The sequence below is a fragment of the Amycolatopsis sp. NPDC059027 genome (assembly GCF_042739735.1).
In the GTDB taxonomy this organism is placed as follows: domain Bacteria; phylum Actinomycetota; class Actinomycetes; order Mycobacteriales; family Pseudonocardiaceae; genus Amycolatopsis.
Genome location: NZ_JBHYIK010000066.1, coordinates 15,980 through 27,989 on the forward strand (window position 1 = coordinate 15,980; position 12,010 = coordinate 27,989).

The following is a 12,010-nucleotide window of genomic DNA, read 5'->3' on the forward strand; positions in this document are numbered from 1 at the left end:
CACCTTGACCCGCGAAGAAGAGACACCGGGTGGCGTCAGGGAACCGGCAGGTGAACGCTGAGCAACGTACCTCCGCCGCGCACCGACGAAAGTCGGTCCATTGTGGACACCGGGGATGTTTCCGGAGATTCCCGGCATGGTCACGTCCCTTTCGTGCCCTGCCGTTCACCGGCTCGTAGTAGTCCGGTCCGGCCCCCCGAGGCACCGTGACGGGGTGACCGACGACAAAGCCCTCTTCACCACTCACTTCAGCCGCCGCGGCTTCCTGACCACCGCCGGTGCGGCCGGTGCCGTGCTCGCGGCGGGGCCGCTGGCGGGCGAGGCCGCCGCCGACCCGGCCCCGGAAGCGACCACCACCGGCGGCGACCCGGCGCGGACCCCGGCCGTCGCGGGCCTGCACCTCCAGTTCGGTGCGGACGCCTCGGCCGAGGTCGTGGTTTCCTGGCACTCCCTCCAGCCCGTGCACCATGCCCGCGCGCTGCTCGGGCACCCCGACGGCCGGTACGAGCGCAGCGCCCCCGCGAAGACGGTCAGCTACACCGACGCCAAGTCCGGCCAGGTCGTCTACGCCCACCACGCGCCGCTGCGGGGCCTGCGGCCGGACACCGAGTACGTCTACGCCGCGCTGCACGACGGCGCCGAGCCGGCGATGGCGACGTTCCACACCGCGCCACGCGGACGCGGCGCGTTCACCTTCACCAGCTTCGGCGACCAGGGCACGCCCACCCTCGGCAAGCGCTACACCCCGCCGCCCGGGGTGACGCTGCCGAATCCGCCGTTCGTCAACGACAACCTCGGCTCGCCCGCCGCGGGTGACACGACCGCGGGCGTCGAGCGCGTCCGTCCGCTGTTCCACCTGTTCAACGGCGACCTCTGCTACGCCAATCTCGCCACCGACCGGGTCCGGACCTGGTGGGACTTCTGGGCGAACAACAGCCGCAGCGCACGCAACCGCCCGTGGATGCCGTCCGCGGGCAACCACGAGAACGAGCTGGGCAACGGCCCGATCGGCTACGCCGCGTACCAGACGTACTTCTCGGTGCCCCCGGCGTCCGGCCAGACCGACGTCACGCGGGGGCTCTGGTACTCCTTCACCGTCGGCTCGGTCCGCGTGATCAGCCTCGCCAACGACGACATCTGCTATCAGGACGCGGGCAACAGCTACGTCCGCGGTTATTCGCGCGGCGCGCAGAAGGCGTGGCTGGAGACCGAACTCGCGGCGGCCCGGCGGGACAAGGGCGTCGACTGGATCGTGATCTGCATGCACCAGGTCGCGATCAGCAGCGCGGACCAGTTCAACGGCGCAGACCTCGGCGTCCGCGAGGAGTGGTTGCCGTTGTTCGACCGCTACGGCGTCGATCTGGTGGTGTGCGGGCACGAACACCACTACGAGCGCTCGCACCCGATCCGCGGCGCTTCACCGAACGCGACGCGCACGCCGGTCCCGGTGTCCACGAAGACCGACGTCGTCGACACCGGCAAGGGAACCGTGCACATGGTCATCGGCGGCGGCGGGACCTCGGCGCCGTCGAACCAGTTGCTGACCACGCCGCCGCGCTGCCGCGTCATCACGGCGGTCGGCGAGCCGGACCCGAAGACCGGCAAACGGCCGCCGGTGTACGTCAGCGAGGACGCCCCGTGGTCGGCCGCGCGGGACGCGGCGCACTCGTACGGCTTCGCCGCGTTCACCGTCGACCCCGGCACCCGGCGCGGCGGGACCACCTCGATGCGGGTCACGTACTACGACGTCGTAGGCCCGGACGGGCAGCTCCAGCCGTTCGAGACCTTCACGCTGCACCGTCGCCGCTCCGACGCCTGAAAAGCTGCTGAAGGGGACTTTCCTCGCATGCGATGCGAGGAAAGTCCCCTTCAGCGCGTCTTACGAGAGGAACGTCCCCTTCAGCACACGGGACCGGGATCACAATGGACGGGGACTAGTCAGCGTCGTATAGTCCATGTGGAATAAACGGACTGGGGCACTCGGGAGGACCGTCGCGATGGCGACAACCAAGCTGACGCCGCTGGGCATCGCCGTGCTCGAACTGCTGCACGAGAAGCCGATGCACCCGTACGAAATGGCGCAGCTGATGCGGGAGCGCCACGTCGACACGCGGGTCAAGCTGAAGGCCGGGTCGCTCTACCACACGGTGGAACGCCTGCTGGGCAACGGTTTCATCGAGGTCGTCGACACCCAGCGCGACGGCAGGCGCCCGGAGCGGACCGTCTACGGGATGACCGACGCGGGCCGGGACGCCTTCGTCGAGCGGGCGCGGCATCTCCTCGGCAACGTCGCCGAGGAGTACCCCGAATACCTCTCCGGGCTCGCCGTCATCGACGACCTCGGCCGCGAGGCAACATTGGCGGAACTGGAGATCCGGGCCGTCAAGCTGCGCGGCCTGGTGGCCGCCGACCGCGTCGTGCTCGACCGCCTGGCGGCCGACGGCACGCCGGAGATCTTCTGGCTCGACTGGCGCTACACGACCGACCGCCGGGTCTTCGAACTCGAATGGACCGAACGGCTCCTCGACGACCTCCAGTCGGGGCGGCTCCCCTTCAAAGAGGACCACGAGCTGAAGCTCGTTATTGGGAAAGAGAACGATGAACGCAAGACAAGCTAACCCGTGGGCCGCGCTTTCCGCGCTGTGCCTGGGTTTCTTCATGATCCTGCTGGACACGACGATCGTGTCCCTGGCGATCCCGGCCATGCTGCGGGAGCTGAGCGCCGGCCTGAACGCGATCGTCTGGGTGATCAGCGTCTACCTGCTCACCTACGCGGTGCCGATGCTGTTCACCAGCCGCCTCGGCGACCGGTTCGGCCCCAAGCGCGTCTACCTCGCCGGGCTGATCGTGTTCACCGCCGCCTCGCTGTGGTGCGGCCTGGCGGGCAGCGTCGAGATGCTGATCGTCGCCCGCGCGGTGCAGGGCCTCGGCGCGGCATTGCTGACGCCGCAGACGCTGGCCTTCATCACGCACCTGTTCCCGCCCGCGAAACGCGGTCCGGCGATGGGGCTGTGGTCGGCTGTCGCGGGACTCGCCACGATCGCGGGCCCGCTGCTGGGCGGCGTGCTCGTCGACAACCTCGGCTGGGAGTGGATCTTCTACGTCAACGTGCCGATCGGCGTCGTCGCGCTGGTGCTCACGCTGATCCTGGTGCCGGACTGGCAGCCGAAGCACTCGCACTCCTTCGACCTGCTCGGCATCCTGCTGTCCGCGGCCGGGCTGTTCCTCGTCGTCTTCGGCGTCCAAAATGGACAGCACTACGACTGGGGGACGGTCTTCGGCTCGGTCACCGTGTTCGAGATCATCGGCGCCGGTGTGGTGCTGCTCGTCGCGTTCGTGGTGTGGCAGTGGTTCAACAAGCGCGAACCGCTGGTGCCGCTGCGGGTGTTCGTGAACCGCAACTTCTCCGCGGGCACCCTCACCGCGGTCACGGTCGGTTTCACCATGACCGGCATGTTCCTGCCGCTGGTGATCTTCGTCCAGACGGTGCGCGGGATGAGCCCGACCACGGCGGGCCTGCTCACCGCGCCGATGTCGTTGCTGTCCGGGATCATCGGCCCGTTCGTCGGCCGGGCCTCCGACCGCGTCAACGGCCGGTACCTCGTGATGGGCGGGCTGGCCGCGCTCGCGGCCGGGCTCGGCATCGTGGCGTGGCAGGCGACGCCGGAGACGAACCCGTGGGCGCTGACCCCGGCGCTGCTGGTCTGCGGGCTGGGCATCGGCTGCATCTTCGCGCCGATGAGCAACCTCACCATGTCCTCGGTGGAACCCCGCCTCGCCGGGACGGCGTCCGGGATCTACAACACCTCGCGCCAGGTCGGCGGCGTCCTCGGCAGCGCGGCGATCGGCGTGCTGCTGCAGGCCCGGATCACCGCGTCGATCTCCAGTGAGGCAACGAAAGCGGCGACGTCATTGCCCGAGCAGTACCGGGCGCCGTTCGCCGAGGGCGTCGCCCGCGGCGCGGCCTCGGCGGGTGAGTTCAGCGCTTCGAGCGGCTCGAACCCGATGCCCGGTCTTCCGGCGGACATCGCCGCGCAGGCACAGCAACTCGCACTCAGCGCCGTCCACAATGGACTTACGGACGCCGCGAAGACGACGCTGTTGCTGCCGATCGCGGTGCTGGTGCTCGGCATCGGCGCCGCGGCGATGCTGCGGCGGGTCGCCCCGCGTCAGCCGGTTCCGGCTGCCGAACCAGCCGCTTCCCGGAGCTGAAACTGGCCTCCTTCGCAGCCGTCAGAAGGCTGCGAAGGAGGCCCACACCGCGGGAGCGGGTTTTCAGCGGCGCCGGTAGGAAAGGCCGTACCCGTACGGGAACAGCGCCTGCTTGCCGTCGCCGACGTTGATCGGTTCCTGCGCGGAGTTCTTCGGCCAGCTGAAGCTCAGCTTTCCGGTCGGGTTGTAGTCGCCGTAGAGCACGTCGGCGACGCCCGCGCCTTCACTGCCCGGCAGCCACGCGGCGACCAGGCCGTCGAACTGCGGCAGCTGCGCGCCGAGGTCCAGCACCCTGCCGGAGACGGTGACCACGACCAGCGGGACCCCGGACGCCTTGAGCTTCGCGATCGTGGCGAGGTCCTCGGCGTCCAGTCCGAGACCGTTCGGCCGGTCCCCCTTTCCTTCCGCGTAAGGGGTTTCCCCGACGACCGCGACAGCGACGTGGTAGCTCTTGTCGATCCCGTTGCCCGCCTTGTCGAAGGTGACCGTGGTGTTCTTCCCGGCGCCCGCTCGGAGTCCGTCGAGGATCGTGGTGCCGGGAATCGCGGGACCGCTCTGGCCCTGCCAGGTCAACGTCCAGCCACCGGACTGGTTGCCGATGTCGTTCGCGTTCTTGCCGGCGACGAAGATCTTGTTGTCGTTCTTCTTCAGCGGCAGCACACCGTCGTTCTTCAGCAACACCTGCGATTCCCGCACCGCCTGACGGGCGAGGTCACGGTGGGCCTTGCTCCCGAAATCCTTCTGCAGCGAGCGATCCGTGTACGGGTGCTCGAACAGGCCCAGTTCGAACTTCTTGGTGAGAATGCGCCGGTTCGCGTCGTCGATCCGCGACAGCGGGACGTGCCCGGCGGCGACCTCGCCCTTCAGCGTGCTGATGAACTTGAGGTAGTCGTAGGGCACCATCACCATGTCGATGCCCGCGTTGATCGCCTGGGCGACCTCGGCCGGGGTGAAGCCCTCCTTGCCGTCGATCTGGTCGATGCCGTTCCAGTCCGAGACGACGAAGCCGGAGAAGCGCAGCTCTCCCTTGAGCAGATCGGTGATCAGGTACTTGTTGCCGTGGTCCTTGACGCCGTTCCAGCTGTTGTAGCTGACCATCACCGAGCCGACACCGCGATCGACGGCCGCGCGGAACGGCGGCAGGTGGATCGCGCGCAGCTCACGCTCGCTGATCTGGGTGTTGCCCTGGTCGACGCCGCCGGTGGTGCCGCCGTCGCCGATGAAGTGCTTGGCGGTGGCGAGCACGGACGCCCTGTCACTGAGCCGCCGCCCCTGGAGGCCGTCGATGATCGCGCTGTTGGTGACGGCGTTGCGCGGCACTTCGCCGTAGGACTCGTAGGTCCGGCCCCAGCGGTCGTCCCTGGCCACGCACAGGCACGGCGCGAATCCCCATTTGACGCCGGTCGCGGCCGATTCGCTCGCGGTGACCGCGCCGATGCGTTCCATCAGGCGCGGATCGTTCGCGGCGCCGAGGCCGATGTTGTGCGGGAAGATCGTCGCGCCGTAGACGTTGTTGTGGCCGTGCACAGTGTCGGCGCCGTAGATGGTCGGAATCCCCAGTGGTGTGGCGAGCGCGGCGCGTTGATAGCCGTCGATCATGTCGGCCCAGCCCTGCGGCGAGTTCGGCGTCGGCACCGAGCCACCGCCGGAGAGGATGGACCCGAGCCGCGCGTCGGCGGCCTGCTGCGGGGTCGCGGCCAGCCGCTCGCCCTCGGTCATCTGGCCGATCTTGTCGTCGAGGCTCATCCGCTTCATCAGGTCGGCGACCCGGACGGGCACGGGAGCGTGCGGGTTCTTGTAGAGCGGTGCCTGCTCGGCGGACGCCACCGGCGTCAGCGCTGTCGCGGACAGGACAAGCCCGGCGAGCACGGCGGTCTGCGTCGCGCGCAGCGTCCTTCCAGTGCGCGATCTTGCGGTGCGTGATCTTCCGGGGCGGAGGCGGGACGTCATGGGTTCCCTCCGAGATGATCCTTCGGACATATGTTGTGAGCCACAACAAACTAGCCGGGAGGACACGTGTCGCCGGTCACAATTCGGCAACACAGGGCGCCCCGGTACCGTCCGCTTGTGCGTTTCGTCCTCGCTTCCCAGTCCCCTGCCCGCCTCGCCGTCCTGCGTTCCGCCGGCCTCGACCCGAGCGTCGTGGTGTCCGGCGTCGACGAGGACGCGGTGGCCGCCGCCCTGGTCGAGCCTGCCCCGGCCGAACTCGTCACCGCGCTGGCCACGGCGAAGGCCGAGACCGTGGTCGGCGCGATCGCGAGCGAGCACACCGACGCGGTGATCGTCGGCTGCGACTCGATGCTCTCGATCAGCGGCGAGATGGTCGGCAAGCCGGGGACCGCCGAGGTCGCGCGGCGACGGTGGCAGGCGATGGCGGGCAAGTCCGGTGAACTCCTCACCGGCCACGCCGTCGTCCGCGTCGAAGGCGGCGAAGTGACGAAGGAGGCGTCCGGCACCGAAGTCACCAAGGTCCACTTCGGCACCCCGAGCGCCGACGAGCTCGATGCCTACCTCGCGAGCGGCGAGCCCCTCGCGGTGGCTGGCGGATTCACCCTGGACGGTCTCGGCGGCTGGTTCGTCGAGGGCATCGAAGGCGATCCGTCGAGCGTGATCGGGATCAGCCTGCCGTTGACCCGCCGGCTGCTCGCCGATGTCGGCGTGAGTGTCGCGGATCTCTGGCAGCCTCCCACATCCTGAGAAGGTCACCACACGATCGGGTGATTCGGAAGAGTTCCTCCCTGCCTACCGTTCTGCATAACCGGCAGACAGGAATCACCGAACTCCCGGAGCGTCCTCGTGTCTTTCGTACGGACCTACACCAAGCCGAAGGTTTTCGCGGCCGCGGTTCTCGGCTCCCTCGTCGTCGGCGCGCTGCTCGGCGTCGTGGCGCGGAGCACCGGGGCCAAGTGGCTGACGAGCCTGCTCGACCAGATCGGCACGATCTTCACCACGCTCCTCCAGATCGCGGTGATCCCGCTGGTCTTCACGGCCATCGTGGTCGGGATCAACAGCCTGCGCGGGCTCGGCGGCGGGCGCACCGCGGCCCGGCTCGGCGGCAAGACGGTGCTGTGGTTCGCGATCACGTCGTTCATCGCCTCGCTCATCGGCATCGCGATCGGCCGGATCTTCAACCCCGGCAGCGGTGGCCTCGGCGGGGCCGCGGCGACCGCGAAGAACGCCGACAAGGCCGCGAAGAGCGTCGACCACTGGGGTTCCTGGGACGCCTTCATCAACGGGCTGCTGCCGCAGAACTTCGTGAAAGCGTTCTCGGAGGGTGAGACGCTGCAGGTGCTCTTCCTGGCACTGGTGATCGGCGCCGCCGCGTACAGCCTGGGCGACAGGGCGAAGCCGTTCGTCGACTTCACCACCAGCGTCTTCGAGGTCATCCAGCGCTACCTCGGCTGGATCGTCCGGCTCGCCCCGATCGGCATCATCGGCCTGATCGGCGCGGCGGTGGCGAAGTACGGCGACGCGCTGTTCCGGCCGCTGTTCTCCACCACGCTCGCGGTATACGTCGGCTGCCTGCTGGTGCTGTTCGTGGTGTACCCGATCCTGCTGCGGTTCGTCGCCAAGGTGAGCCCGCTGAAGTTCTTCGCGAAGGCGGGCACGGCGATCCAGTTCGCGTTCGCCTCGCAGTCCTCGTCCGCGACGCTGCCGCTGACCCGCCAGTCCGCGGTGAACCTCGGCGTCCAGCCCGCGTACGCCGCCTTCGCGACTCCGCTGGGCAGCGCCACGAAGATGGACGGCTGCGCGGCCGTGTTCCCGGCGATCGCGGCGATCTTCGTCGCGAACCTTTCCGGGGTGTCGCTGAACTTCTGGCAGTACGCCGGGATCGTCGTGGTCGCCGTGGTCGGCGCGCTGGCCACCGCCGGGACAACCGGCTGGCTGACCGCGTTCACGCTGACGACGTCGTTCATCGGGCTGGACGCCAAGCAGGTCGCGCTCGGCCTCGCGCTGATCTACTCGGTCAACCCGATCATGGACATGATGCGCACCGCGACGAACGTGGCGGGCCAGATCGTCGTCCCGGTCGTCGTCGCTCGCGGCGAGGGCCTGCTCGACGAGGGCATCCTCAACGCGCCCACCACCCCGCCGCAGCACAGCGACGACGGCGCCGCGGCCCGCACAATCACCTCTCCGTCCCCCGCCTGACCTGCGAAAAGGGAGCAAGGGACCTTTACTCACGTTTGGTTAGCGTGGCTAAACGAGCGTGCGTAAAGGTCCCTTGCTCACCTCCGGGGCCCGGATGGTCGACTCACGACGGGCAGGCGTGCAGGTCGGCGCGGGTGAGCCGGACATCGGGCCAGCCCCGCAGTTCCGACGGCGACGTCACCTTCCAGGTGCAGCCCATCGACGTGCCCGTGAGGTCGTACACCTCGGCCAGCACGGGCGAGGCCTGGCACGTCGGCGTCCCCGGGGTCGAACCGGGGCATTCGTGCCGTACCACGATCACGTCGGGGGCACCGTCCGCGCTGACGTCGTAGAGCGACAGCGTCCCGGCATCGGCGAAGTACGGCTTCCCCGAGTCCTCCCACGTGCCGCCGCGATTGACGATCAGCTCGCCGTAGGAACCGCCCGCCGCGTCGTTCGCCTCGCCGCGGATCAGGCAGGCCGACGTCGACCCCTCGATGCAGCGCAACGAATCCTTGCCGAGCCGCACGCCCATCTCGGCGATCGTCAGCTCGATCGTGATGCCCGGCTCGGGGCCGATCCGGACGCGCCCGGCGCCGCCCTGGGCGGAGTCGAGCAGGACCACCGGGGTGCTGCCGACGGTCATCGCCGCGAGCTGATGGCACGGGCCCGCACCGCAGGTCGACGTCGGCGGCGGCGGGCTTGCCGAGGGGGCCGCTGCGGCGCCGTCGCCACCGTCCGTGTCCGGATGCGGCCGCAGCAGCACGACGCCTGCCAGCGCCGCCGCCGTCACCACCGCCGCGAGCAGCGCGGTGAGCAGCGCCGATCGCGGCGGCCGCAGTCCTGTACTCCGCATGTCCCAGAGCGTAAGCGACCTCGCTCTCGGTGTCCGTCTATGTTGTGCCCGTGACGAACCCCGATTTGCCTCCAGCCCTGTACCTGCCCACGAGTGAGACGTCGGAAGATCACTCGGGCGCGTCGATCGAACTGCGCAAGACCCCGGACGGCCGGACCGCGCTGGTCGCCTTCACCTCGCTCGACCAGCTGGTCTCCTGCTGCGGCGAGCACCAGCCGTGGGCACGCGTGGCCACCGACTACCTGCCGTCGATCCACCAGGCCCGCCCGTACGACGTGATCGTCCTGGACTCGCCGCTGCCCCAGCATCTCCGCCACACGGAGCACGCCTGACGGCGAGGTTACGGCCGATTCGGCGCGATGAAGAACACAAGCAATCCACGACGTCTGATCCGTAGACTCCCCAGGTGCCGTGTCATGCGGTCAGCAGAGTAGCTGTCGGGACAGGAGGAGGTGCGTGGTGACCGAGCAGGTCAGCGCGACGGTGACCAAGATCCTGGTCGCCAACCGGGGCGAGATCGCGGTCCGCGTGATCAGGGCGGCGAAGGATGCCGGACTGGCCAGCGTGGCGGTCTACGCCGACCCCGACCGCGACGCGCCGCACGTCAGACTGGCCGACGAGGCTTTCGCGCTGGGCGGCACGACCGCCGCCGAGAGCTACCTCGTGTTCGACAAGCTGCTCGACGTCGCCAAGCGTTCCGGCGCCGACGCGGTCCACCCCGGCTACGGCTTCCTCTCCGAGAACGCCGACTTCGCCCAGGCCGTCATCGACGCCGGGCTGACCTGGATCGGGCCGAGCCCCCAGGCGATCCGCGACCTCGGCGACAAGGTCACCGCGCGGCACATCGCGATGCGTGCCGGCGCCCCGCTGGTGCCGGGCACGAAGGAGCCGGTCGGCGGCGCCGACGAGATCGTCGCGTTCGCCGACGAGCACGGGCTGCCGGTGGCGATCAAGGCCGCGTTCGGCGGTGGCGGCCGCGGGCTGAAGGTGGCGCGGACGCGCGAAGAGATCCCGGAACTCTTCGAATCCGCGACCCGCGAGGCGATCGCCGCGTTCGGCCGTGGTGAATGCTTCGTGGAGCGCTACCTCGACAAGCCGCGGCACGTCGAGGCGCAGGTCCTGGCGGATCAGCACGGCAACGCGATCGTCGTCGGCACGCGGGACTGCTCGCTGCAGCGGCGGCACCAGAAGCTCGTCGAGGAGGCCCCGGCGCCGTTCCTGACCGACGAGCAGCGCAAGCGGATCCACGAATCGGCGAAGGCCATCTGCAAGGAAGCCGGGTACTACGGCGCGGGCACCGTCGAGTACCTCGTCGCCACCGACGGCACGATTTCCTTCCTGGAGGTCAACACCCGGCTGCAGGTCGAGCACCCGGTGTCGGAGGAGACCACGGGGATCGACCTCGTCCGCGAGATGTTCAGCATCGCCCGTGGGGAGAAGCTGCGCTTCACCGAGGACCCGGAACCGCGCGGGCACTCGATCGAATTCCGCATCAACGGCGAGGACGCCGGCCGCGGCTTCCTGCCCGCGCCCGGCACCGTGACGAAGTTCGTCGCGCCGTCCGGCCCCGGCGTGCGGGTCGACTCCGGTGTCGAGGACGGCAGCGTGATCGGCGGGCAGTTCGACTCGATGCTGGCGAAGCTGATCGTCACCGGCTCCGACCGGCAGAACGCGCTGGAGCGCAGCCGCCGCGCGCTCGCGGAGATGGTCGTCGAGGGCATGGCGACGGTGCTGCCGTTCGACCGTGTGATCGTGGACGACCCCGCGTTCGTCGGGGACGAGAACGGCTTCTCGGTGCACACTCGCTGGATCGAGACCGAGTTCGACAACAAGATCGAGCCCTTCGTCGCGCCGGAAGCGGTCGAAGCCGAGGAGCAGCCTCGCCAGAACGTCGTCGTCGAGGTCGGCGGACGGCGTCTCGAAGTGTCGCTGCCGGGCGGGTTCGCACTCGAAGGCGCCGGTGGCGGTACGGCCGTCAAGGCGAAACCGCGCAAGCGGGCCGGCGGGGCGAAGGCGTCCGTCAGCGGCGACGCGGTGACAGCGCCGATGCAGGGCACCATCGTCAAGGTGGCGGTCGAGGAAGGCCAGCAAGTCGAGGCCGGGGAACTCGTCGTCGTCCTGGAGGCGATGAAGATGGAAAACCCGGTCACCGCACACAAATCGGGTGTCGTGACGGGTCTCGCGGTCGAGGTCGGCGCCGCCGTGACGCAGGGCACGCAGCTCTTCGAGATCAAATAGCCGAATAGGCACGGATGTCATGGCTGGTCACTCCCGACTCGGCCTACCATCGGTGATGTGAACGAGGTTCCGTCTCCAGAGCTCCGGATCAGCGACCGTGACCGCGAAACGGCGCTGACCGCGCTCGGCGAGCACATGAGTGCGGGGCGGATCGACATCGACGAATTCGGTGAACGATCCGCCCAGATCACCGCGGCGAAGACCCGCGGTGATCTGGTCCGGGTCTTCGCCGATCTCCCCGAGCCGCATCCCCGGTTCGACGAGACCTGGCAGGCGGTGTCCGCACCGCCGGTCCCCCAGGCCACGGCGCAGCCGCCCGCCGCGCCGGGCGCGACCGCGTGGTCACCGGCGCAGCGGGTGCTGGCCGGGATGCTGCCGCTGGTCTGGATCGCGGCGATCCTGCTGATGGTGACGACCGGCATCTCCTGGCTGATCATCCTGGTGCCGATCGGGCTGACCGCGGTCGGGAAGAGCCTGTGGGGCCAGGACTGGCACGGTCACGACCGGCACCGCCGCGAGCTGCGGGACCGCCGCCGCTATCGCGGCGAAGTCGACGGCTGAGCACGAGGAGCC

Annotated in this window: 10 protein-coding genes; 8 read left to right on the forward strand and 2 right to left on the reverse strand. The window is 69.4% G+C overall.

Annotation, left to right across the window (positions count from 1 at the left end; genetic code table 11):
• Positions 1 to 214 precede the first annotated feature (214 nt).
• The 3 genes from ACFWY9_RS34815 (at position 215) to ACFWY9_RS34825 (ending at position 4,212) form a co-directional block, all read left to right on the forward strand.
• Positions 215 to 1,819 (forward strand): purple acid phosphatase family protein, encoded by a 1,605-nt coding sequence (locus ACFWY9_RS34815; RefSeq protein ID WP_378331511.1) that lies wholly within the window; start codon positions 215 to 217, stop codon positions 1,817 to 1,819.
• Positions 1,820 to 1,997: 178 nt separating this feature from the next.
• The gene (locus ACFWY9_RS34820) at positions 1,998 to 2,618 is read left to right on the forward strand and encodes a PadR family transcriptional regulator (protein WP_378329431.1); all 621 of its coding nucleotides are present in this window, start codon (positions 1,998 to 2,000) and stop codon (positions 2,616 to 2,618) included.
• Positions 2,599 to 4,212, forward strand: coding sequence for a DHA2 family efflux MFS transporter permease subunit (locus ACFWY9_RS34825; protein WP_378329432.1), 1,614 nt, complete (start codon positions 2,599 to 2,601; stop codon positions 4,210 to 4,212). The genes ACFWY9_RS34820 and ACFWY9_RS34825 overlap by 20 nt, the downstream gene beginning before the upstream one ends.
• A gap of 63 nt (positions 4,213 to 4,275) precedes the next feature.
• On the opposite strand, the gene ACFWY9_RS34830 is transcribed toward ACFWY9_RS34825, so the two are convergent.
• A complete protein-coding gene (locus ACFWY9_RS34830) occupies positions 4,276 to 6,081 on the reverse strand; it encodes a glycoside hydrolase family 3 protein (RefSeq protein ID WP_378329433.1) in 1,806 nt (601 codons plus the stop codon).
• A gap of 198 nt (positions 6,082 to 6,279) precedes the next feature.
• Between ACFWY9_RS34830 and ACFWY9_RS34835 the strand changes: the two genes are divergently transcribed.
• Both ACFWY9_RS34835 and ACFWY9_RS34840 read left to right on the forward strand, forming a co-directional pair.
• Positions 6,280 to 6,909, forward strand: a complete 630-nt coding sequence (locus ACFWY9_RS34835; protein WP_378329434.1) for a Maf family protein — start codon at positions 6,280 to 6,282, stop codon at positions 6,907 to 6,909.
• A 99-nt stretch (positions 6,910 to 7,008) separates the two neighbouring features.
• Positions 7,009 to 8,364, forward strand: a complete 1,356-nt coding sequence (locus tag ACFWY9_RS34840) for a dicarboxylate/amino acid:cation symporter (RefSeq protein WP_378329435.1) — start codon at positions 7,009 to 7,011, stop codon at positions 8,362 to 8,364.
• A gap of 103 nt (positions 8,365 to 8,467) precedes the next feature.
• Here the strand turns inward: ACFWY9_RS34840 and ACFWY9_RS34845 are convergent, their stop codons facing one another.
• Positions 8,468 to 9,199 (reverse strand): hypothetical protein, encoded by a 732-nt coding sequence (locus ACFWY9_RS34845; protein ID WP_378329436.1) that lies wholly within the window; start codon positions 9,197 to 9,199, stop codon positions 8,468 to 8,470.
• Between the two features lie 29 nt (positions 9,200 to 9,228).
• Here ACFWY9_RS34845 and ACFWY9_RS34850 point away from each other — a divergent pair, with 29 nt between their 5' ends.
• From ACFWY9_RS34850 to ACFWY9_RS34860, 3 genes are all read left to right on the forward strand, one after another.
• On the forward strand, positions 9,229 to 9,531 hold the full coding sequence (locus ACFWY9_RS34850) for an SAV_915 family protein (protein WP_378329437.1): 303 nt from the start codon (positions 9,229 to 9,231) through the stop codon (positions 9,529 to 9,531).
• Between the two features lie 127 nt (positions 9,532 to 9,658).
• Entirely contained in the window at positions 9,659 to 11,437 is a 1,779-nt protein-coding gene (locus ACFWY9_RS34855; RefSeq protein WP_378329438.1) for an acetyl/propionyl/methylcrotonyl-CoA carboxylase subunit alpha, read from the forward strand.
• A 57-nt stretch (positions 11,438 to 11,494) separates the two neighbouring features.
• Entirely contained in the window at positions 11,495 to 11,998 is a 504-nt protein-coding gene (locus tag ACFWY9_RS34860; RefSeq protein WP_378329439.1) for a DUF1707 domain-containing protein, read from the forward strand.
• Positions 11,999 to 12,010: the final 12 nt, after the last annotated feature.